Here is a 23,540-nt window from a genome sequence, read left to right on the forward strand (position 1 = left end):
TATCCTGTTGCCGCCAGCAGCGACAAACATATTTTATCTGGCTAAAGGTAACGTTAAACGAGCCACTCGCCCACTGGGGAAGTCGGCGAGGCTTACGGCTTCACCATTGAGCTTAATATTTACAGCCTGTGGGGCACCTAAGGTCAATTTAAATGGCGCTTCACCGGAAATGCTCAGTTGACTGCCCGCTTTTTTCAGATCGTTAACCAGTACTTTACCCGCCGCATCAGTGACGTTGATCCAGCAATCGGCGGACAAGTTTAAAGTGAGTGCCGACTCAACTCCCTTGATAACTGGCTGAGTCATTGACTCAGCCAGAGCATCGACTTCAATCTCATTATCATTCAGCGCGGAAGCAGGCAAAGAAATGCTCTCACTGTTCTCAAATGCAGATGTTTCTATTGAGGCCTTGTTTTCGCTTAAGTTATCATTTGAGCTTTCACTTAAATCATCACTGAGGTTTTCGATGCCGGTATTAGCATTACTAGTGCCCGAATCAAAATCGGTCTCATCAGCGCTGGATGTACCGTCAGGCTCTTTCTCTGAGGCCGCTATCTCTTCGACGGTTGGCTGAGAAAAATCGATAGCCGAGAGTGTATCCGATTTCTGTACCCACCAAAGCACTAAAAGAGCCAATAAAATAAGGGCTATCAAGTAAGTGACAAACGTCAACCTGCCATCGCGTGCCTGACGCGTCGTTTTCCGGGAAAAGCTTTGCATTTGTGGATCTGGATCTTGGGGGACTTGGATAATTAAGCAGCGCTTAATTGCCTCTTCATCAGCTTGGACTATGCGGGCAAAGTTCTTTACATAACCTTTTACGTAAGTGGGGGATGCAATTTGGTCAAACTCATCTGCCTCTATATCCTCGACGATACAAGGTCTAAGATGCAGTTGCTCGGCAATATCAGCAACACTGGCTCCCATCTTTTCACGGGATTGTCTTAACAGCGACCCTATCGTTTCGCTATCGGGTGTGTCTTGGTGAGTATCTGCTTCATCCTTTAGCATATCGATTTTTTTATTTGTCATTATTGCATACTAGCTCGATATTGTTTGGCCTCAAGCGACGCAGGAAATTTAGCGAGAAGTAAAATACCAAATTTCCTTGCTGCATCGTGATTATTGAGGCCTTGCTCAATTGTTATTCCCAACGTCAAACTCTCGGCTGACTCAGCAACGACTCTGTGATAACGAACAAGTTGAGCGCGTGCTTTAAGATAGTCGCCTGTATCAACGTCGATCTCGGTTAATTCAATTAAAGATACTTGTCTTCTTGGGTCGTATTTTAGCGCCATCCCAAAATATTTTTGCGCTTTATCTAAATTTCCCGCCTTACGGCTACAGATCCCTAAATTTTCATAGCTAGCGGCGGCTCGAGTGTATTGAGGCAATTTTATCGCCTTAAGAAACACCTCTTCTGATTCCACATATTTTTTCTGCTGACAGAGAAAAACCCCGAAGTTGTTCATGCCATCGCCAGTTGCATCAATGCTATTGATAGACTTACGGTAATAGGTCTCGGCCATATCCAACTCACCTACCGACTGGTAGAAATAGGCCATTGAGACATTAACGGCCTCTATATTCGGTGCATATTCGAGCGCTTTATTCAAATTAAACTTAGCTTGAGCGCTATTGCCCTTCTGTAAATACGTAAGACCTAGTTGTGCCCGCTGTTTCGCTGCCGCAATACTGTCAAACGACATTTCGGCAACAGGCGTGTCTGTCCCTGTGTATACTCGCTCAGACACACAACCTGTCAACAAACTTGAGGACAAGATGAGTAATGGGGTAAGTCTTAGCAATTCTTGCATCATTAGCAAGCCTATCTACCTAAATATTCAGAGAGTTAGTTTATTGTGACTGATATTTGACTCTCTTGCATGCGTTTTTTCGTTAAACGCTTGGTTCTATCTCTAATATCCCCAGCTAACTGGCCACAAGCGGCATCGATATCGTCTCCACGGGTCTTTCTCACTATGACCGTGAGGCCATATTCCATCAAGACTTTAGAGAAGCGATCGATACGGGAATTAGAAGAACGACCGTATGGAGAGCCAGGATAAGGATTAAAAGGAATTAAGTTAATTTTACACGGTGTGTCTTTCATCAGTTTAGCCAACTCATGAGCCTGATCTGTGCTGTCATTAATATGATCTAACATCACGTACTCAACAGTAACCCGACCACGGTTAGCATTAGACTTGGCAATATAGCGACGAATTCCGGCTAAGAACTCTTCTAGAGGATACTTTTTGTTGACCGGAACCAAAACGTCACGTAATTCATCAGTTGCCGCATGGATACTGACCGCAAGAGCAACATCTATCTCATCACCGAGCTTATCCAAAGCGGGAACAACACCTGAAGTAGACAAGGTCACACGTCGTTTAGACAAACTAAAGCCGAAATCATCTAGCATGATATCCATAGCTGGGATCACGTTTTTAAGATTCAACAGGGGTTCACCCATGCCCATCATGACAACGTTAGTGATCGGACGTTCGCCGGTTTCTTTAACGAAACCGATAAAGTCGGCGACACGCCACACTTGACCGATTATTTCAGAGACGGTCAAATTACGGTTGAAGCCTTGCTGAGCGGTCGAACAGAAGGTGCACTCTAACGCACAGCCCACCTGAGACGACACACAAAGTGTGGCTCTATCGCCTTCGGGGATATACACGGTCTCGACTTCTTGACCATCACCCACATTAATGGCAAATTTGATGGTGCCATCATCTGACTTCTGATAACTGGAAATTTCAGGCGCCTTAATTTCGCAGCGCGCGGCGAGTTTAGCCCTCAGAGCCTTGTTGATATTAGTCATAAGTTCAAAATCACTGACACCAAAATGATAAATCCACTTCATCAGCTGATCTGCACGGAACGGCTTTTCACCCATTTCGGTAAATAATGCTCTCAATCCTTTACGATCCAGATTCAATAAATTGATCTTCTTTTCACTCATTTCGACTAACCTCAACGCTTAACTGATCTAATACCTGTCACAGGGCGGCGAATTATACAGATTTGTGTGTATATTAGCTAGGGGCCACTGACCTTTCATGCTTGCTTTAGTAGCCAGTTGTTGGCCATTGGCCTTTTGCTGAGTTCCTTAAGGCTGAGCCTGTGAGCTGTAGCTATTCACGCCAACGCCTTATGCCTTGCCCAAGCTTGTGCATCTATGCAGTTGTGCATAAACAAGAGACACTACAACGCTGTTATCGACTCCGATAAATCTCACAGCACGTGGCAATCAAACCAACACCAAACATTAACCTAGATGGTACATTGGTTTGCCTTGAAGTGGGTGGGGGTTATGATAGAATTCATTTGGGCTAATATCGGTCCGTCAATGTAAATCCCTAAATGATCACCCTCATTACTATTGTAGCTGTCGCTATCGGAGTCTCCTTCCTTTGTAGTGTCTTCGAAGCTGTTCTGCTTTCAGTCACGCCTAGCTATATTGCAAATTTATCTCAATCCAATCCGGAAGCCGCTAAACGACTCGGACGTCAGAAAGAAAATGTAGAGTCGCCTCTGGTTTCAATTCTGACCCTCAACACCATAGCCCATACGGTAGGTGCCGCAGTCGCAGGTGCCCAGGCAGCAAAAGTATTTGGTGATGACATGCTCGGTGTGTTCTCTGCTGTGCTGACCTTCTTAATTTTGTTCTTCTCGGAGATCATTCCTAAGACCCTTGGTGCAAATCATTGGCGTAAGCTGGCCCCGAGTGTTTCGGTTGCCCTCTTGTGGATGGAGCGTTTAACTAAACCTCTTATTTGGATGTCCAGTCAGGTCACCCACTTACTTGGTAAAGGTGATGACGGCCAGTATATCCGTCAAGAAATGAGTGCAATGGCTAAGATTGGCCATGAATCAGGTGAACTTGACGAACAAGAATCAAAAATTTTGACCCAGATGTTGTCGGTGAAAGAGATGCCAGTGACCGCGATAATGACTCCGAGGACCGTTATGTTTAGCTTACCGTCCTCGATGTCAAAAGAGGAGTTTGCATTACATCACAAGGGCACACCGTTTACCCGCATTCCTATCTTCGATAAAGACCCCGATGATGTCATAGGTTTTATCAATCGAAACGATATCTTGCTGGCTGAGCGTAAGACCCCTCAAGCGCCTATCGGTAATTTGAAGCGTAACTTGGTTATCGTCCCTGAAACCGCTAAAATTTTGCCCCTGTTTCAGCTATTGATTAAGCGTAATACTAAGATCGCCATGGTCGTCAATGAATACGGTACTGGCGAAGGTATTGTGACCCTTGAAGACATTATTGAATCCCTGTTGGGACTTGAGATAGTCGACAGTAATGACCCGGTTACTGACATGCAGCAACTCGCACGTAAGTTATGGGAGAAACGTATGACAGATAAAGGCATACGCCTGTCTGATGACGGTGAGTTCGACTCTTACCTGCAGACGCCTAAGAATGAATCAGCTAAAAAATAGCCTGAGTGAATAACGCTTAGTTACATAAAGCAAAAAGGGAAACACAAGTTTCCCTTTTTGCTCTCACACATTCGGTGATACTATCCTTCTCCGAATGGAAGACTGAACAGACGCAATGCCCCACAAATACACGCTAAAACTTGCCCACATCAATGACACTCACTCTCACTTCGATGCTAGCCGCGTAAAATTCTCATTAACACATGCCGGTAAGCAATTCGATGTATACAGTCACACTGGCGGTTACGCACGTATTGGGCATCAAATAAATCAAGCAAGAACCCAGGCGGTAAAGGAAAAGCAAGAGTTTATCTTCCTCCATGGCGGTGATAGCTTTCAGGGAACCCTGTATTTTCGCCAGTTTAAGGGCGTGGCTAATGCCCATCTGCTGAACCAGCTCAAACCCGATGCCATGGTGCTTGGCAATCATGAAATAGACGCGGGTAACGCCCCGGTATTAGCCTTTCTCAATAATATCCAATTCCCACTGCTAGCCGGTAATATGGATCTGAGTCGAGAAGATAGTAGTAAGGAAAGCCCCATGAGCGGCCATCCTAACCTGCTCGACTATGATAGTCAGACAGGCAGAGCAAGAGTGTTAATAAAACAGATCCAAGATAAGCCTCTAGCGATTGTCGGTATCACGTTAGATCAGATGGCGCAGATCGCACGGCCAGATCCAGACACCTATTTTATCGATGCTATTGAGACCACAAGAAAAACCATTAAACATCTTAAGTCCCAAGGCATTGACCATATCATAGTGCTGAGTCATCTTGGATTGGATCAAGATAGGCTACTTGCCGACACTGTAGATAGCATAAGCCTTATCGTAGGCGGCCATACCCACACATTGCAGGGTGATTTCAAACCACTAGGTTTAAGCGCAACCTCTTATGGTGAACGAGTCAACAACACACCGATACTGCATGCGGGTAAACACGCCGAAACCTTAGGTCTAGCCGACATAGAGTTCGACGCTAATGGCCAAGTCACTCGCCTCCAAGGCCACAACTATTTCATGCTGGATCAGCAATTTATTCTCGAGTCGGCTCAAGGTGTCTTACCTGAGGATTTTACAGCTATCCGTAGCCAGCTTGGACAACACCCAGGGATTCTGTGGCATCAGGAAGATCCACATATAACCCAGATAATTGCCACGGAGTATCGCCCAGCAATCGCCGCACTAGACAAGCAGGTATTGGGATTCCTGCCTAGGGATCTCATTCATACCCGCTTACCAAGTAAGGCCTTGCCCCACGGCAGTGAAATTGCTCCATGGGTCTGTAAAAGCATCTATCATGAGGCAAAAAACTTACACCCAAGCGTCGATTTCGCCCTGCATAATGCCGGCGGCGTACGCCAATCTTTAAGCAAGGGCGACTTAACCTTAGCCGATGTCATTGGCCGCTTGTTACCTTTCGATCTTCCTTTAGTGAAATATAGGATCATGGGGCTATATCTATTCGAAGCACTCGAATCGGCAATTAATTCAGCGACCAACAACAGCGTAACTGGTACAGGTGCAGGCAGTTTCCCTTATACCTATGGACTCAAATATTGCTACGACGGCAGAAAGCCATTAGGACAACGTATTCTGGCACTAGATATAATGTGTTCGCTTAGCCCACTAGAGAAATGGATAACGGTAGATAAAGAGCAATATTATGTCGGAGTATCTTCGGCCTACACGGCCTCGGGGAAAGAGGGATATCATCCATTGCTAAAAGCCCAGTGGCAACGACCTATCGAGGACCTGACTCTTCCCAATGCCTTTATTCGCTTTCTAAAAAGAGAGCAAACTCTAGAGCAGGAATTATCGCCTCAGGTGATGTATACCAGTCACAGGGTTGTGAAACGCTAACAGCGCCTTAAACAGGCATGAATTAAAGCTACCTAAAGCAGGCCTCAGCCTGCTTAGGAGTATGCATCATAGGCCTCTACTCGAGATTATTTGTCCAGATAATTCATAATGGTTTACTCATTAAAAAACCCATGATCACCTGTCCGAGTTTCTCCTGATAACTTCTATGATGTTGCTTAAAACCATAAGACAGAAAGACGCCCTTAGACAGGAGAGATGCATCGACGCTCAACTCTGAGTATCCTTGCTCTCTAGCCCACAATTCAAGAACTTCATAGAGTTTTCGCGCTAATCCTTTTCCTTGATGTTCTGGATGCACATACAAACTGTCGATATAACCCCGGCTATGATACGTCGTCTCTAGATTAATAAATCCACAACACTTAGGCTTCCCCTCTACTATCTGGTTCCTATCGACCACAATCCAAGATTTAGAATGCAACAAGCGTTTATGCCAATGATAGGAAGATCTCGGTTTAGCAGACCAGGCTGCCTTGTTTTCGGCACTGTAGCACTCATCATCAATTGCATGAATGGCCTCATGGAAGATTTGACTAACGCTATTAGCATAGGCTGCCTGATAGGCAATAACTGAGTACATTAGCTAAGAACTGATATCCAAAAGATATCCGTATTTTGCATCATGATTAGAATAAGATAAATATAAAAATGGTGGCGATCACCTAAGTAATCAAACCACCATCCTAAAAATAAAGAGTCATTAACTTGGTTAAGTTATTTACTTCTTATCAATACGTCCTACGAAAAGCAGTTCTTCGAAGGTGCGATCTAATGACTTACTGGTAAAATCATTCATCCACATCTGCTCTTGAACAACAACCTTATCGCCCTTATTAACTTCAATTTGAGGTCCAGCAGCCCAGAAAGTCTTATCGGACTCTTTAATCTGAACATAAGTGTAGCCACCACCATTCATGGTGTCTAATACTGTGCCTTCATGTACTATGCCTGCAGCCCATGCGCTTGAAATACCTAATGCGAGTGTGGCAACTGCTGCCAACTTTATTAACTTAGCTATCATTGCTGGTTCCTTATTTTCAACGTTATGGCGTCATTAAAACATGGAGAAAATAATAAATCTCTAATGCAAATCACGAAATTCGCTTCCAAAGTACAAGTTTTAGATCAAGGTCTCACAATCGAACAATCTCTCGAATTCTAGGGAACTTAAATCACCGACGCGATTTATCCAGAAGAGGCTGTAACATGCCTTCTAAACCGTTGAGTTTAATTTCATACATTAAGGCCAACTGCTCACCTAACTTACCTTCAGGAAAACCTTTAGAGTGAAACCACACTAAATACGGCTCTGGCAACTCAAGCAGCTTCCTCCCGGCATACTTACCAAATGGCATCTTCTGATTAATTGCATCGAGTAGCATCTGTTCATTCATCTTTGAGCCCGACTCATCTTAGAAAATAGCTCTGCAGGATAGCGAACAGATTGTAAATCACAAGGGAATAACACGCCTTTGTTATAAAAGGCACGTATCAAAGATACTTCTGTGAAATTATCACCCCCTAGAAGTACTAAACAACCATAACAAATTCGAATAACAAATTAGCATTTATTCATTATAGGAATATAAAACTTCACTAACGCTTGCATAAGTATGCAGGCATTGACGACATTCATACGTCAAGGAGTACTAAAACCCAACCAGCCAATATAACTTACTGATAACATAGTGCTATATCCACGCATAGTTAGTCACCTAATACCCTGTCAAAATCCAGTCGAACTAACTGTTCTGTCAAAAATGTGTCGCGGCCTTCTCTTTTTAAAAATACTATAAAACGTCAAAAAATCATGATGTTGACGACGTTTTAATAAGCCACTAAATTAACATTAACACCAGCAGTACCAAGTAAGCAGAAACGCTATCTATTACTTCAATTTAAAACAAACTCTATAAAAGTTGGCGTAACATTGGCACTCAGTGACACAGATGTAAGAAATTTTAGGTGACTAATTTTAGGTGACTAAAGTATAAGGGGATTAAAATGATCATATTAGTCGGAGGCGAGAAAGGAGGTAGTGGCAAAAGCTGCTTAGCTCAAAATATCGCTGTATTTTTAACTGCCGAGTGTGGTGCATCTATCATCATGGTTGACTGCGATCCACAGCGCACCACGTCTGATTGGATCCAAGCACGAAACAATAACCCGGATCTCCCCAGCATCAACTGTGTGCAACTCTATGGAAAGATACGCAATGACTTGCTCAGCTTAGAGCAACACTATGACTTAGTGATAGTCGATTGTGGCGGACAAGATAATTTGGCCCTACGTGCCACCATGTCGGTCGCCTCACATGTACTTATGCCACTTCGTCCCAAACGCCGTGATTTGAAAACCGTGAGCCATATGGATGACATAGTCGCGACCTGTATGATGATCAATCCCAAGATGCGAGCCTCTTTTGTGATCACTCAGTGCCCGAGCCTGCCTAATCAGGCAAACCGTATCTTCGAAGCCAAAGACGTGTGCCGTACCTATGATATCAATGTACTTGATGCCATTACCTATAGCCGAAACATTTATGATGACAGTGAAGAGTCCGGACTATCTGTGATTGAGATCGAGCCCAAGGGTAAAGCAGCAGATGAGATGCGCGGTATCGCTTGTGAAATGCTGCAAGCCAAGAATGCAACCGAAATTCGGAATCGTATCGCTACAACACATATGAACAAGATGAATTCCATGAGAGGTGAGTATGGGTCTAGCCGATCTCAAGAAAAACTCTACGCAGTCTAACTCTAGCATCAATAAGCAGAGACCCATGCAGATGTCTCTCGATGCCCTGATTGATGATTTTATCGATGATGCCAGCTTGTATGCGGCGGGTCACAGTAGCAGTGAACCAACCATGGAAGATATCATGGATTTAGCATCTAGATTTACAGTACCAGATTCGGTTCCTACGAAGCCCAAAGCTACACGGCCTGCACATAGAGAGCCAAAATCGTCGCAAACAAAGGGACAAAGAAATCGTGATCAAGCAGTACTCAAGATAAGTAAAGGTGATGAACCCTACAGGAAAGCCACTTTTACCTTGAGCGAATCTGCTATCTCTCATCTTGCTGAGATAGCCAGTGGCTGTGATATCGCTAAATCTAAACTCATACGTTTTCTCATTGAGCATCATTATTCACTCAATGAAGAAGAACGTAAACAGAAGGAATCTTGCATCATAGTCGATTAGTTACAATCTCTACCCGTTTCTCCCAACCTTAGCTGACAGCTTGCTTTTCCCAAAGAGTACTTTCCGGGCTGTCAGCATTTTTTTTATTCCATTATTTTTCTTTAATCTCAATTCATGATTGAAAATCAAACTCTTCACCCTTATTTAATATATTAGGAACAGATAAATATAAGGTAATTATGATCGCCATCTTTCTCGTTAGCTTAATTGCATCGGCCGCCATCGGCTGGATTGTATCACGCAACTGGCGTACTGCTCGCCGTCGCCAACACATTGCTCAGCAGCCCTTCCCTAAAGCATGGCGAGAGATCCTCAAGAGGCGTATGCCCTACTTTCGGTCTCTCCCAACGGATCTTCAATTACAACTCAAAAAGCATATTCAAGTCTTCCTGTCTGAAAAAGAATTTGTCGGCTGCGATGGCATCATTATCGATGATGAGATGCGTGTTACCATCGCGGCTCAGGCCTGCCTACTGTTACTGAATAGACCTACCGACTTCTATCCAAACCTTAAACAAATCTTAGTCTATCCATCAGTATTTTTTGTCAATAACCAAGAACACAGAAGCGGCGGCGTTGTGAGTGACCGTCAACGTATTTTGTCCGGTGAATCCTGGCAAAATGGCAAGGTTATCTTGTCTTGGCAGACGGCTCAAGCCGATGCAGCCAACCCGGTGGATGGCAGCAATGTGGTCATACATGAGTTTGCTCATCAACTGGACCAAGAAGATGGCAACGCTAACGGCGCGCCGATATTGGACAGAATGAGTGATTACTCTGCCTGGTCGACAATACTCAGTCATGAGTTTGATATTCTGCAACGCAGCGCCGAGCAAGATATCCCTTCACTCTTTAGCTATTATGGTGCTACTAACCCGGCCGAATTTTTTGCGGTGATCACTGAGGTGTTCTTCGAGCGACCCGATGAATTCTATAGATATCACAAAGAACTCTATCAAGAGCTGAGCCTGTTTTTTAAATTAGACCCGGTAAACTGGCATTGAACCAAAGTGGTAAGTTTTAAGCTAATAGCCCTCGTCATTCCGGCATGCTTTTGGCCGGAATTTAACTTTAATCTGATAAGATTAAAACAGAAGTCCGAATAATAAAACTTGAATAATAAAAGCTAAAATAATAACAAAGAGGTCACCATGGCAAGGCTAGCAAACACACATGGCCAAACTAAGGATCACAATAGACCTATTTCGGTATCGTTAGCTAACGCATTATTTAAAACATGGGTTATAGCATTAACCGTCATTGCCAGTTTTACCTTGGTAACAGTACAAGCTATGCAGCACAAACCACGAATCAAGCAGCTCCTCAGTTAACAAAAAGACAACATCAGTAAATCTTTCCCTAAAGCGGCAGCATTATTAAACAAACTACACCAAGCAGCGACACAAGCCGATTGGGACTCCTATTTCAGTTTATATTTACCTGAAGCGGTATTTATCGGCACCGATGCCACTGAGCGTTGGAGCACCCCAGAATTTGAAGGCTATGCCAGGCCAACCGATGGCTGGGAGTACACACCTAAAAACAGTGTGTTTATGTCAGTGAAGACCCAAAAAATGATCTAGTATTGATGTTCGATGAGCTTCTCGACAGTGCCTCTTACGGCCATATACCAATTCCATTAAATTTATGATTAATTCAGAGCTCCCTCAGGGCTTTAATTCACGGCGCATTGTTAGGAAATGGTTATTCCCTTTTGAGGCAATGCAACACAAAAGTAGAAGTCCTGATAAGCTCACGTAGTGCGGCTTTAAAAACACTTTATGCTGCGCAAGTGGCTTTCGATATACGACCGCATGGATGCAGGAGGTAGAGCAACGCAGGAGCTTGTTGCCGAGAATAACTGTTAGCTTCAATTCCCTTATAGCCACACGGATGTGGCGAATGTCTATATTGCAGGAGCAGATATAGCCCTTGCCTACAGCGTTTTTAACTCCCGCTGAATGATCTCTTATTTAATGGAACTGGTATTACGAAACAGGCACTCTCATCAAGACAGATAAAGGCTGGAAAATTGCTCAGTATCACCTCAGTTTCCCCATCCCCAATGAGATAGCTAAAGAAATAACAATAAGGATAAAAGCAGAGAAGTAGATAAAAGAAGGTTCGAGGTACTAGGGCTAGAAGCTAGAAGCTAGGAGCTAGGAACTCGAAGCTCAAGCCTAATGCCCCATGGATGCGGAGAGGCAGACATTAGCAAGTTGTGCGAAATGGGTGAAATTTTCAAACTCGACCTGAGTCAATTTACGCTCAGAAGTCGCGCGATCCGCATAAATCATACCTATCACTTTTTGCTCTATCACCAATGGGGAAATCATAAACCCCGTGGCTGATGTTTTACTCTTCAGATCTGGGTCCATATACAGTCGCCACTTAGGCGAACTTGGATCATCTACGAACATAGCTTGTTTGAGTTCGATACTGTCACAAAATAAGCATTGAGGTTGTTCCAGAGCGATAATAAATTCGGTCTTCATACTCTCGGCCCCCTCCCCTAATACAATGCGTGGTTGCAACCGCTTACGATTAGGAGATAACAATAAAACACCACAGCGATCTACACCCACTCCATCTAACAGCCCCTCTAAAGTGGTGGTGATCACCTGATTAAAATCGGCTTTTTTTATGGCACAATCCGTGAGTTCACGTAGCTTCTTCATCTGTAGGTTCATGTTCGGCATACGAACCAAAGGGGCATTGCTCTCAGCTATCAGATCTTTCTTTAGATGTATGGGGTTGGGTAGATGTTCTATAAGCACCTTAGCCCCATAAGCTTCGGCTAATTTTTTTGTAGCGTTACTGCAACGAGCCATACGAAGTTTTAGCTCATCTATCTCGATACCTAACATACTGGCAGCTTGCTTTAGCCTAAGCTGAAGTTCCTCTGGAGGCGGATTTTCCAGTGCCAAGAGTTCACTGATCTGATTGGCCAGATAAATACTGCGGATCTCAGGAGTACGTTCATCGGGATTACTCAGAGATTTGAGTAACACATCTCCCAAGCCCCAGCTACGAGCGATCCCCAGAGAGAGCTTATTGAAAGATGTACCTAGCATCTCACGAATGATGACTTTCTCTTCTTTGTTGTCACTACTCTGATCCATAGCCGCATCGAGTGCTATCGCCTCATCACAGCCTGTACTCCAAAAAGCGCTTTCGCCTAAATGATACAGTAAGGATGCAATAAACACTTCCTCCTGTAATTCTTCATCATGATCTCTGAGCATCATCTTGGCGAGCATGGCCGCCTGAAAAGCACGGGCCATTAACTTAATAAGTCTTTGATATACAGGCTCAGACAAGCCTTCTGATTCTAACAAACTACTGAGTAATTTGGCGGTAATACAGATATTACGTATGGTATCGAAACCTAGCACAACAGTGGCACGACTCACGGTCGTCACCTGGCTCTGGCCTTTATTGTAAGTAGCACTATTTGCCACCCTTAATATTCGAGAGGTCAGTGCATTATCGTGCATCACGCTCTTCCCGAGTAACCCCAAGGAAGACACGTCGTCTTTTGCCAGCTTCTCCAGTGTTTTAACCGTAGAGCATAATGCTGGCATCTCCTGATCGCTGATGCGCTTTGTCCAGTAATCGACTCCCTTCGATTTAACCTGAGATTGACTCTGAGTTTGGGAATTCAAATCGTTCTCTTATAATTTATTGCTTATACGACATTGAGTTAAGCTTCTACTTAGCTCTAACTTTGCCTACAAATAAAGTATAGGCATAAAAACTTATAACATACTTAATACAATTAATATCAATAAACATAGACTAGATTAAATAAAAGGCATTAAAGGTCTAATTTGTAATCAATTAGCTCGTATCAAACCATGATATCGATCTAATACTTGGTCTCAGGATGGGAGATTTGAAAATAAAAATTAACAACAGGAATAAAAACAAACAAAATATCAGCAAAAAAATGCGGCCCAATTGAGCCGCAAACACAAGCAAACATTGTCGTAGCAATGTTATTCTTAAACCATACTCGGCTTTCATTAAACTAGAATGAAAAACCCATACAGCACGTAGGAGTACTGCATGGGGGACAACGGCTGCAAAGCAGCAAACTGAAATAGTTAGATTCCCTTATAGCAGCTAAGTAATTCTTCAGCCCGTATCGGACCATCGACATCACGGGTTATGTGTAATTGATTCTTCTGTCCAGTACCTAAGTATTGATTGAAGGTCTCCATGGCTGTATCGGCTAAACTTGGATCTGCCACCAAAGTACCATCGTGTCCATTACGAGCTTCTAGCTCCTTATCTGCACGAACTTTTTGCAATGAGGTTTGACTCAATTGTTGATCTTTCGCTGGAGTAAACGCCGCCATACCGCCCATGGCAAGTGCGCCTCGCCTATGGCTAACCTTAATTAATAGACGTGAATAAGCACTTTGAAATACTTTATTTATGGTCACAGTCTGTCTATCTGTCAGTACCTGTTCGCTATGATTCTCAAGCGTCTTTCTATCACTAGTAACATAATCCCAACGGACACAGTTGAGTGCAACTATGTTCGAACGTAATTCAAATAAAACCTCTTCCATCTCGAACACCGCAGGCAAGGTCTCTATCAGACAAGTACATTTAATCGTGCCCGGCTGTAGACAGAAACGCTCTTCGACATAGGCAAAAATCTTAGCCCACCAACGCGCTTCAAGATGACACTCGAGTTTTGGGATAGAGAAATAGGGGCCACTTCCTTTATTCAGTAACTGACGATAGTTATTGTAAAAATAGAGGGCGAAATCAAATAGAGAAGCAGGAATACTTAGCCCATTAAACTCAACATGCTTCTCTGTTAAGTGCAGACCACGGACGCCACATATCAAGACAGCCGGAGCATCTTCAAGCCCATAGTGCTTTGCGGTTATAAGATCTGTATATTCGATGTCACCAGTCACAGCGTCGCGCAGATTAATCTGCCCTTCGACGACTTTAGTCCAAGTGGGGGCTAAAGAATCTTCGAAATCAGCCATAAATACTTTCGCATTGGCATTAAGGGCATTAATGACCATCTTACGCTCGACGGGACCCGTTATTTCCACCCTTCTGTCTTGTAAATCTGCAGGGATCCCACGGATCTGCCAACTGGCCTTTCTAACCGATTCTGTATGAGGTAAGAAATCAGGCAGCTTACCGGCATCAATTTCCATCTGCCTATGTGAACGCTGCTCGAGTAATTTAGGGACATCTGCAGCAAATTGCTGGCACAACACATTTAATAGACTCAGAGCACCTTGACTAAAAACGGCTTCCTGACCATCAACATGTTTTCCTATGATCTTAAGGCCTTTTCTTGAGCCTAGTGTGTTATCAGACAAATTATCCAGTTCATTATTAGATTCAGCATCTCGTTTGCTACCAGCAGAGCTAGCATTATGGTCAGAAGAAACTGAAAAAGAGACCGATCTACCGTTTGCCCTAAGCTCTGGTGCTGCCGCCGATAGGGCTTGCAAAGGCTCACCCACATCAACACTTCTAAACTGAGGTTCACGTTGGGCCATACTCAATACTTCTTGTGTCATTCTACGCTTCCTCTTTCAGTGCTATTTAGCGATGCATTCGCAGTGCTTCGCCTACTTCAATCTCGAATCTATTTACATGATCACACCTGAACAACAGCTGAGACGTTCGGCTCGCTTCAATGACTCACGATCTGAATGCTACAGCTTGATTTTGAACAAAACCTACTAACAAAACCTGAGATTTGCAATGACAAGGCAATACAAGCTAAGGCCATTGATTAAATAGAAACTAAGAGAAATCACAAATGACCACATCATAAAAATAAACACAAGCAATTGAAAACAAAGCAAAATAATACAAATTAAAAACAAGGTAAAATTGAAGTCAGTAAGTTGTCAGACAAATTGACCAGAGACCTTACGCGGTAATTCATTACGTAATAATATTTCACAAGGTAACAATAACGGTACATCAGCGATAATTTATCCAGAAAATGCTCACAAGCCCTTACGTTTGGTACTTCCCCATGGGTAAAACCTTAATACTAATAGATTTCAATAGCTTATCAATCACAGCGAAAAAGCCGAATTGAAACGATTGTTTTAATTTAACGTTGACGAAAACGTCAACAAAGAAAGTGAGGCGGTAATAAGGTGATAACAAGGTGATAGCAATCGCTAGTATATGTTTATCGATCAACATAAGAAAAAACATTGGTTAAATCAGAAAAAACTTAAAAAAATATAGTAAAAACATCAGAAACAATAAGATTGATTATGGAAAGGAGACTAGAAAACGATCTCCTAGTAAGAGCCAGGAGGTACAAGGCCTCAGATGTGTAAAGCTAGAATAATGCAGGAGTAATTACCAAGGGAACATGTATGACTAGGGTACTAAATATTGGAATGGGCCCCCAAGAAAAACTGAATAGATTGAGGTGATAGTGTCTCAACGCCCTATCTCCTTAAATCAGATTTTCTATCTAAGACTCTAAGGTTTGATCCTCTAAATCGTCAAACAGAGCTATCAGCATGAGTCGCGACATTAAGCCGCTATCTCAGTGCCATCTTACTCTTTTGATAACCAGATCGACTCAGCTCAATCTCAGGCTTATAAAGCGTGACACAGTTCCGACCAAGCTCTTTAGAATGATACATGGCGATATCGGCTCTGTGCAGCAAGGGATCTAAACTCAAGTCATCTTCACTACTCGTCGATACTCCAAAGCTTGCAGTGATATCAAAGGTGTGGCCAGAAAACCTGGTCTCTATCGATTGAATAAGGCCACGATACTCTTCAGCCATGACATTCGCTTTCATTTCGTCTGTACCAGGTAAGAAAAGGGCAAACTCTTCACCACCGAAGCGTGCAAAAATATCATCGCTTCGACTGGCTTTATTGATCACTTCCGCCACCTTCTTTAAGACCCAATCTCCGGTACCATGACCAAAATTATCATTGATGCGTTTAAAGTAATCGAGATCGAACATGATGACACTAAACATTCCTCTTTTCGAGGCAGTCTTAATATAACTGTTTTCGGCAATGTTCTGGGCAGTACCGCGATTAAAAATCCCCGTTAAAGCATCATGCTGAGCCAACTGCTTGTATTTACGCTTCTGCATTGTCATCACCACAGCGAAGATAGCCAATAAGACTAAGCTACCGACAATAAGCGTATTCATCATCCGTTCATTGCTTCGTTGTGATTCATTTAAAGCAGCTTTAGCCGTATACAGTTCACGGTCTTTATTGAGATAACGGATTTGGCGTTCTTTTTCAAGATAATCGAGCTTCGTCGTCTCAAAGGCAATAATCTTACTTTGGGTTGCACCTAAGATTTCTGAATAACGTTCTTGATAGAGTTTTAAGTACTTTAGTGCTTGATCACTATGACCTAACTGTTCACTAATCTCTGCTAGTGGCTTATATATTTTAGACAGTAATTGACTATCAGTAGTAGTTAACCCTATAGCTAATGCTTTCTTGAGCCACTCAACTCCAAGACGAGGTTGATCATTCTTAGTTTCAATTTTAGCTAATAATAAGTAAGCCTCAGCAATATCGAGAGGATAAGGAATCGATGATGATAACGCTAATGCATTATTTATTAACCCCTTAGCCTTTAAAAAAGACTCCCTATTAATGAGAATCTTTGCTTGGCCTAGAGCTGCGCTAGCCATGATCATTTTTTCATTCGCTACTTCACAGGATTCAAAAGCATTACGATACAAAACTTCAATCTCTGACCAGCGACTGGACGAGGTTTCATAAACACCAGAAAAACTCTCAGCATAATAGAATGCCACAAAACATTTATGTCGAGGCGAAGCTATGTGATCGAACTTATCATAAAGAATATTGGCATAATTCAGCGCTTCCTGCTTCATCTTCACTTCGCCAAATAATTCAATCGCCAACCTATAGCCAGATACTTCACTTTCAATGTCATCAATATCACCTAATAGGGGTAGCAGCTCCTGTAGTGTTTGAAGAGACAGGGAAAATTGATTATTAAATGAGTATGCATTGGCCAGCAAACCAAGCATTCTTGTTCGATAGAACAAGAACTGAGTGGAGGGAATAACTTTCAAGTGAAAAACTAAAAAATCAATTGCCTCTTCAACCTTACCATTCATAGCTAAAGAATGTGCTTGAAGCAATATAGTTCGGTACTTTTGCTCTTCACTCATTTCCTCGGATATTGAGTCTATTTCTTTGAGTGAATCTACAATAAACTGAGGGTTTTGAGTTCTCTTCCCCTCCATTTCCGTCAACATATGATCCAGTTCATCTAACTCTAAACTTTCAACTGGTAACGGAAAAGCGAAAACTAACACAGAAAATAGCAGAATTTGTCTAAACGAGTGGCTTAATTTTATTAGCAATATATTCAAGAGGTAATGTCCTAAAGGGAATATCAAAAAAGCCACTTCCAATGATCTTTATATTTATTTATCAGAGGTAAAAACATGTTTACTAAAAGTTCTCTTATCACCAGTCACATCAGTCAAGCTCTTCTCATCACCTGAACGCATAGCAGCTTTCTCTTTATCATTCAGACCAGCCTTTTGCATCACCTCCTCAGGATTATCAAGATACTTAGCCTTTAACTTTGCATCTGAACTTAGATTTTCTAACAGGTCATTTAACTTTGACATTAACTCGGTCCTTTTATGTAATTACGGTACTATTTATTTCTTGTCTATAACGATACTGCACAGCTATCTAATTTTTTCTTTAGCATTAATCTTTAAAAACTTACGATTAAAGTAGTAAACATCGCTTAACCTAAGTCAGCTTCGCTGATGCCTAATTTGGCTAAAATCTCATGATTGACTTCAAGCCCTCTCGATGGAGGAATAAGCATGGTACTGATAGCACTTAACTGTGCGAAAGGCAGATTTTTCAGGGGTAATTTGTCAATTCTAGGCTCTTGTATAGGTAGAGTTGCTGCTTCATAGAGGATAATTTCATGATCGAGTGGATACCATTCATTCAGCTGCTCCACCAAGACTTGCAGGCGATCAGATGAAGTATGAAACTCGGTCAAGGTGTGCTCACCTGCAATACCTATCTGCCACAATAAAAGATGAGTAGTTGGGTTCGGTGTATGTTTGTAGAACATAAATTGACTGGCTTCAAAACTCTGATGGCCAGAATGACCAGGATCGATACCCAAGTCTGCCCAAAGACAAGCTTCAGCCGAAATACCCGGCTCCATCATAGCGCTGTAGCCCTCTTCCCTTGCCAACTCAATGGCAAAGTGAGATACACAGGCAAATACCCCAGGATGGCCATAGAGTGCACAAACGACTTTTTTACCGTCGCGAACCACATTTAGAATGGCTTGTACCATCTGATCATAAGTATCACGACGGCTCTTAATTTCGCCACCTTGAGCATAGTAAGTTTGCAGGCTGCGAACATCACTATTGAGAGTTTCCAGCCAACGCTGTGCAAACCCGTCTGGTACTAAGGAAAACACCACATCGGCATTTTCTATGTAACTTTTGCTAAGGACACTTATCTGACCGGCCAAATTTAGACCGGTTCCGACACAAACTAGGCTACCTTGGTGACATGAACTATTGTGTAGCGTAGTCATTAATTAAGTTCTCTAGGACAGACTATTCATCAGCAACATATTCTCATAACTTTTATGTTACTTTGCAAGTGCTTATTGCTAAGAAAACAAACTTAAGTAAATTAATATGTTGCACCTCAAGTTAGCAGTTAAAAAAACCAAATCCGGTACATTTGTTATTATTTTATAGAGTTTTCAATCTAAAGAGCCCTAACTTGCCTGCAGCCCGCTATTACTAAACTAAAGTGTCCAACATTGAGGTACACTTTTACGCCTGATCTTTAGCAAGTTTTTTACACGCCATTTTTACACACGAGTAAGACTAATAAACCTAAAATGCTATCGATTCTGAACCAATCATAAAGATGATGGTCGAATCAGGCGGTCTTACCAAGAGATTGGCACGACTCAAATTAACGGAATAATGTTTCATCAACTCTTGTCACAGTAGCTTGTGCTTGGGTATGATGACCGATAGATTTTTATGAAGTAGCGTATTCAATGACAATTAAAAAGAAGAGTCTTACCCTTTTGGGCGCCGCTGCGCTCTCGTTATCAGTAACAGGATGTAGCGTATTTGACTGGCTGATCTATAAGCCAGATATTCCACAAGGTAACTACATGGAAACTCAGCAGGTAGAGAAGCTACGTATTGAGATGACCAAGGAGCAAGTTGAATACATACTTGGCAGACCGGTTTTACGTGACAGTTTTGCCGACGATACTTGGTATTACGTGTATCACTATAAAAGTGGACGTGATGCCAGCATCATACACAAAGAACTGATAATTCACTTTGATAATGACATGCTGACGAAAGTAGTCGGTGATTACGATCTTGCAGAAGATTTTGATACACCACTAGATCAGAGCCGTCTTCCTGATGCGCCTATGCTAGGAGCAGAAAACAGTGAAGAGCCGCTGATTCCGGAGCAGCGTCCCGATACTAAGCCATTAGTAGAAGAGAATGATCCTGAATCTCAAGCAGAAAAGAAGTTTGAATAGTACATGAATTAAGTCGATGAGTTCCTAGTCTCTGGATCTAGGAGCTCATTCAATTGTTCTCTATATTTTTCCCCCCGTGATCTTATTTATTCGGCCTTCCTCTTTAGCTTTTTCGGCACGACGACGTCGCACATCTTTCGGATCGGCAATCAAGGGACGATAGATCTCTACCCTCTGCCCTGGCACTAAGACTTCGTTATGCTTAACTGCCCGGCTAAAGATCCCCAGCTTGACCGCTTCAAGGTCTATTTCAGGAAAATAGGTAGTCATGCCACTCAGTTCGACCGCTTCAATACAGCTAGTGCCAGGCGCCACTTTTATCTGAATACGTTTTTGCTGTGTGGGTAAGGCATAGATGACCTCAACCGCAAAATGTTCCTGCTCTATGTTCATCAATTTATCTCTTTCAATATGGATCAAGCTAGAAGCACTTAGTTGAATCTAAAAAGCCCGTATCTCATAGCTGGCGACTAACGATAGATCACTTTCGCTCTGCCAGTAAACGCCGTCACCATAGACGACATCAACTCTTTAAACACCTTACCAAAAGCCAGCTCAACGATGGAGCTAGAGAACTCGAAGCTTAATTCGAAATCTATCTTGCAGGCATCTTCTGTTAATTCAGTGAAACGCCACTCGCCAAGCAAATGCTTGAAAGGGCCATTTTCTAGAGAAAGCTGAATACTCTTGCCCGGTATGACTTGATTACGGGTAGTGAAGGTTTTACTAATACCAGCTTTAGATACATCGACGGAGGCAAGCATCGTCTCACCGTCAAATTCGAGCACCTTGCCACCGACACAACCGGGCAAAAACTCTTTATAGGATTCAACATCATTGACGATTTCATACATCTGCATTGCGCTAAAGCGCACTAACACACTGCGGGATAATTGGGGCATTCTACTCTTTACCTGAAACAGTTTATCTCAACAACTTGATTAAACCAGTTACCGAAGACAATCACCAAAACAAACGCTAAAGATGATCACTAATGGCAGGATTTTAACACGATCAGAGAAAAACGCATATTTACCTCTCTATAAAGTGAAACACTTAAAAAGCACAGCTTACCTAATTGTCCCATTAAGCAGGCTTTATTGTTCAATAATCACGCAAACCCTCTCTATTCTGCAGAAATGTTTGAATAATTCGTTAGCAGCAATTCCAAAAAATTTGTCCCTGCGTATAATAGCCAGCCTATGGCTAAGAAAAACGCAAAAAATTCAAAAAACTCCTCCGCATCGATTGCACGTAATAAACGCGCAACCTTCGACTATAAATTCGAAGAGAAGATGGAAGCAGGTCTGTCCCTTATGGGATGGGAAGTTAAGTCTATTCGTATGGGCAAGGTTAACTTGTCTGAAAGCTATGTGTTTATGAGAGACGGCGAAGCCTTTCTCTTCGGTTGTACCATAGCGCCATTGAATACCGCATCCACCCATGTCGTCTGTGATCCGATGCGCTCACGTAAACTTCTGCTCAAACGTAAAGAGCTAGATAAGTTACAAGGGCTCGTCGATCGCAAAGGCTACTCTATCGTACCCATCTCTATGTACTGGCAGAAAGGTGCCTGGGTAAAAATCGAGATAGGTCTAGGTAAAGGTAAAAAAGAACACGATAAGCGTGACGATACAAAAGATCGTGAATGGCAGATTGAAAAAGCTCGAACAATGAAAAAAGCCGTACGTGGTGAATAGCTAAGTAAGTTGTAAGCTTAGAAGCTGTAAGCTGTAAGCGCCGACGAACAAATGAGCAATCACACAATAAAATAGAGTGAAACGTACGGATAACGAACAAACGATATAACGAGTTGCAAAACACGCTTGGTAATCCAGTGGCAACGCGTTACAATCGAATTGTACTTGGGGGCGATTCTGGATTCGACAAGATTCTCGAAACCCTGGGAGCATGCCGAGGGGCGGTTGGCCTCGTAAAAAGCCGCACTGTTATAGTTGCTAACGACTCTAACTACTCTCTAGCAGCTTAGGCTAGCTAGCCATCTTGCCGAAACTTCTCAAATGGGTTTGGTTTATAGATGGTCATCTTACATTTGATAGCGAGGGAACCACGTTCAGGGGTGAACCGCGAAATAGTACTGAACTCGCCAATTGCAATCCTGTCTTTCGGAGTGTACTTGGTTAACCAAAAGAGAGACTAAGCATGTAGCGCCTTGGATGTAGGCTTTTTGGACGCGGGTTCGAGCCCCGCCGCCTCCACCAATTATTAAGAAAGGCCAACCTTAACGGGTTGGCCTTTTTTTATTGTTTAAATTCAACCTGTTATGCAATATTCCCTCCCCTTATACCATTCCATCTTAACATGTAGTCATCATCGCCCTGTCTCTTCGGCATAGTGACATCACTTTTTTTGTATCACTAATGAAGCTGTTCCAAGCAAGCGAACAGGCATCCACTATATCTTCGTAACCTTTGAAACTGCGATTAGCAAGGTGATGTTGTCGTAACCAACTCCATACTTGTTCTATTGGGTTTAACTCTGGTGAGTACGGAGGTAACTTGATGATACTTAAATTATTAAATTCATCCGCTATGTCATCGGTATGCCAACCAGCACCATCCATCACCACAACAGCATGTCGACCAGGCTTTGTTCTTTGCGATATCAAAGATAGATGTTGACGCATAATGTCCTTGCTTAGGTATGGCGTAATTATCGCTTCTGTCTCTCCTGTTTGCGGGCAAACTGCTCCAAAGAAATGGACATATTCAAATTGCTGCTGACGAACCGCTCTTGGACGTGACCCTTTTCTTGCCCATAAGCGTGTCGTGCTGTTTTGTTGTCCAAAACGAGCTTCATCCTGAAACCAAATGTCGACCCGATCAAGGCCTACACTACCAGGAATGTTAAGGATCGTTTCCAGTTGAAACTTTTTTAAAAGCCATTTGGGCTTCAGGTGATTGCTTTGGATGCTTAGAGCGGCTAGTTATCCAACTAAAACTTAACTGTTCCAGTAGTTTGTAAATTGCATTCGGGTGGTAGTTGACATTAAAGCGCAGCTGAATATATTTTTGGATAGCGTCACCTGTCAGTCTGCCTCCTGGGGAACTCATGCTTTGTTCTTCTATATATGTACTTAGTTGCTGCTTTTGGCTTGAGGTGAGATAGCTATCACGGCCCTTATTCTTTTTGGCATCTAGTCCTTTGGGGCCGCTCGCAAGATATTTTGCTACCCAGGCGTTAATACTGCCACGGGCTACTTTTAGTCTCTCGGCGACATCTGTTCGGCTATGCCCCTCTAGGAATAAGGCCACTGCCAGTAATCGGATACGTTTACGGGGATCTTTTTCAGCTCTAGATAAAGCCAAGATCTCTTCTGCTGTGTAGTTTTTCAAAGCAAGGTACGAGTTATTGATGGTGACCAT

The 23,540-nt window shown here is 42.8% G+C and carries 21 protein-coding genes, 1 other RNA gene and 2 pseudogenes; 10 read left to right on the top strand and 14 right to left on the bottom strand.

Annotation, left to right across the window (positions count from 1 at the left end; translation table 11 throughout):
- Window positions 1-33: 33 nt before the first annotated feature.
- Genes sps_RS18910 through rlmN form a run of 3 tightly spaced genes read right to left on the bottom strand, consistent with a single transcriptional unit; the run spans window position 34 to window position 2,974 of the window.
- A complete protein-coding gene (locus tag sps_RS18910) occupies window positions 34-1,032 on the bottom strand; it encodes a RodZ domain-containing protein (protein ID WP_077753927.1) in 999 nt (332 codons plus the stop codon).
- Window positions 1,032-1,820 (bottom strand): type IV pilus biogenesis/stability protein PilW, encoded by a 789-nt coding sequence (pilW, locus tag sps_RS18915; protein ID WP_149027309.1) that lies wholly within the window; start codon window positions 1,818-1,820, stop codon window positions 1,032-1,034. Before pilW ends, sps_RS18910 begins: the two co-directional genes overlap by 1 nt.
- 32 nt (window positions 1,821-1,852) lie before the next feature.
- Window positions 1,853-2,974: a dual-specificity RNA methyltransferase RlmN gene (gene rlmN / locus sps_RS18920; RefSeq protein ID WP_077753928.1), complete on the bottom strand. Its 1,122-nt coding sequence runs from the start codon at window positions 2,972-2,974 to the stop codon at window positions 1,853-1,855.
- Between the two features lie 401 nt (window positions 2,975-3,375).
- Here rlmN and sps_RS18925 point away from each other — a divergent pair, with 401 nt between their 5' ends.
- On the top strand, window positions 3,376-4,473 hold the full coding sequence (locus sps_RS18925; protein ID WP_077753929.1) for a CNNM domain-containing protein: 1,098 nt from the start codon (window positions 3,376-3,378) through the stop codon (window positions 4,471-4,473).
- Window positions 4,474-4,588: 115 nt separating this feature from the next.
- Entirely contained in the window at window positions 4,589-6,337 is a 1,749-nt protein-coding gene (locus tag sps_RS18930) for a bifunctional metallophosphatase/5'-nucleotidase (protein ID WP_077753930.1), read from the top strand.
- A gap of 103 nt (window positions 6,338-6,440) precedes the next feature.
- Here sps_RS18930 and sps_RS18935 read toward each other — a convergent pair whose 3' ends face one another.
- The 3 genes from sps_RS18935 to sps_RS18945 all read right to left on the bottom strand — a co-directional run bounded on the left by sps_RS18935 (window position 6,441) and on the right by sps_RS18945 (window position 7,752).
- Window positions 6,441-6,938, bottom strand: a complete 498-nt coding sequence (locus sps_RS18935; RefSeq protein WP_077753931.1) for a GNAT family N-acetyltransferase — start codon at window positions 6,936-6,938, stop codon at window positions 6,441-6,443.
- A gap of 138 nt (window positions 6,939-7,076) precedes the next feature.
- Window positions 7,077-7,379, bottom strand: coding sequence for an NrfJ (locus sps_RS18940; protein WP_077753932.1), 303 nt, complete (start codon window positions 7,377-7,379; stop codon window positions 7,077-7,079).
- 151 nt (window positions 7,380-7,530) lie between these two features.
- Window positions 7,531-7,752 (bottom strand): DUF3820 family protein, encoded by a 222-nt coding sequence (locus sps_RS18945; RefSeq protein WP_077753933.1) that lies wholly within the window; start codon window positions 7,750-7,752, stop codon window positions 7,531-7,533.
- 610 nt (window positions 7,753-8,362) lie between these two features.
- Between sps_RS18945 and sps_RS18950 the strand changes: the two genes are divergently transcribed.
- From sps_RS18950 to sps_RS18975, 5 genes and pseudogenes are all read left to right on the top strand, one after another.
- A complete protein-coding gene (locus sps_RS18950) occupies window positions 8,363-9,115 on the top strand; it encodes an AAA family ATPase (protein ID WP_077753934.1) in 753 nt (250 codons plus the stop codon).
- Window positions 9,075-9,563, top strand: a complete 489-nt coding sequence (locus tag sps_RS18955) for a CopG family transcriptional regulator (protein ID WP_077753935.1) — start codon at window positions 9,075-9,077, stop codon at window positions 9,561-9,563. The genes sps_RS18950 and sps_RS18955 overlap by 41 nt, the downstream gene beginning before the upstream one ends.
- 179 nt (window positions 9,564-9,742) lie before the next feature.
- Window positions 9,743-10,567, top strand: a complete 825-nt coding sequence (locus sps_RS18960) for a M90 family metallopeptidase (protein WP_077753936.1) — start codon at window positions 9,743-9,745, stop codon at window positions 10,565-10,567.
- A 339-nt stretch (window positions 10,568-10,906) separates the two neighbouring features.
- The gene (locus sps_RS18970) at window positions 10,907-11,146 is read left to right on the top strand and encodes a nuclear transport factor 2 family protein (RefSeq protein WP_237158132.1); all 240 of its coding nucleotides are present in this window, start codon (window positions 10,907-10,909) and stop codon (window positions 11,144-11,146) included.
- A gap of 412 nt (window positions 11,147-11,558) precedes the next feature.
- Window positions 11,559-11,675 (top strand): annotated as a pseudogene (locus sps_RS18975) (nuclear transport factor 2 family protein); the annotation flags it as partial.
- A gap of 68 nt (window positions 11,676-11,743) precedes the next feature.
- Here the strand turns inward: sps_RS18975 and sps_RS18980 are convergent.
- The 5 genes and pseudogenes from sps_RS18980 to sps_RS19005 form a co-directional block, all read right to left on the bottom strand.
- Window positions 11,744-13,147, bottom strand: coding sequence for an HDOD domain-containing protein (locus tag sps_RS18980; protein ID WP_237158133.1), 1,404 nt, complete (start codon window positions 13,145-13,147; stop codon window positions 11,744-11,746).
- A 528-nt stretch (window positions 13,148-13,675) separates the two neighbouring features.
- A pseudogene (locus sps_RS18985) lies at window positions 13,676-14,917 on the bottom strand (malate synthase); the annotation flags it as partial.
- 1,197 nt (window positions 14,918-16,114) lie between these two features.
- On the bottom strand, window positions 16,115-17,959 hold the full coding sequence (locus sps_RS18995; protein ID WP_237157881.1) for a tetratricopeptide repeat-containing diguanylate cyclase: 1,845 nt from the start codon (window positions 17,957-17,959) through the stop codon (window positions 16,115-16,117).
- Window positions 17,960-18,013: 54 nt separating this feature from the next.
- The gene (locus sps_RS19000; protein ID WP_077753940.1) at window positions 18,014-18,223 is read right to left on the bottom strand and encodes a hypothetical protein; all 210 of its coding nucleotides are present in this window, start codon (window positions 18,221-18,223) and stop codon (window positions 18,014-18,016) included.
- A gap of 125 nt (window positions 18,224-18,348) precedes the next feature.
- Entirely contained in the window at window positions 18,349-19,170 is an 822-nt protein-coding gene (locus tag sps_RS19005; RefSeq protein ID WP_077753941.1) for an SAM-dependent methyltransferase, read from the bottom strand.
- 480 nt (window positions 19,171-19,650) lie between these two features.
- Between sps_RS19005 and sps_RS19010 the strand changes: the two genes are divergently transcribed.
- Entirely contained in the window at window positions 19,651-20,154 is a 504-nt protein-coding gene (locus tag sps_RS19010; RefSeq protein WP_077753942.1) for an outer membrane protein assembly factor BamE, read from the top strand.
- 60 nt (window positions 20,155-20,214) lie between these two features.
- Here sps_RS19010 and sps_RS19015 read toward each other — a convergent pair whose 3' ends face one another.
- Window positions 20,215-20,547: an RnfH family protein gene (locus sps_RS19015; protein ID WP_077753943.1), complete on the bottom strand. Its 333-nt coding sequence runs from the start codon at window positions 20,545-20,547 to the stop codon at window positions 20,215-20,217.
- A 77-nt stretch (window positions 20,548-20,624) separates the two neighbouring features.
- Window positions 20,625-21,056 carry an SRPBCC family protein gene (locus sps_RS19020; RefSeq protein ID WP_077753944.1) on the bottom strand — a complete coding sequence of 144 codons (432 nt, stop codon included), beginning with the start codon at window positions 21,054-21,056 and terminating at the stop codon, window positions 20,625-20,627.
- Window positions 21,057-21,356: 300 nt separating this feature from the next.
- On the opposite strand from sps_RS19020, the gene smpB reads away from it, so the two are divergent.
- Window positions 21,357-21,854 carry an SsrA-binding protein SmpB gene (gene smpB, locus sps_RS19025; protein WP_013050634.1) on the top strand — a complete coding sequence of 166 codons (498 nt, stop codon included), beginning with the start codon at window positions 21,357-21,359 and terminating at the stop codon, window positions 21,852-21,854.
- 167 nt (window positions 21,855-22,021) lie between these two features.
- Window positions 22,022-22,376, top strand: a transfer-messenger RNA (tmRNA) gene (gene ssrA, locus sps_RS19030).
- 95 nt (window positions 22,377-22,471) lie between these two features.
- Here the strand turns inward: ssrA and sps_RS19035 are convergent.
- Window positions 22,472-23,540 (bottom strand): IS630 family transposase gene (locus tag sps_RS19035; protein ID WP_169915824.1). Its coding sequence is split into 2 segments (ribosomal slippage): window positions 22,472-23,045 and window positions 23,044-23,540, totalling 1,071 coding nucleotides; the frame shifts between segments, so codons are not numbered across the junction.

Origin of the sequence: Shewanella psychrophila (assembly GCF_002005305.1) — a bacterium.
In the GTDB taxonomy this organism is placed as follows: domain Bacteria; phylum Pseudomonadota; class Gammaproteobacteria; order Enterobacterales; family Shewanellaceae; genus Shewanella; species Shewanella psychrophila.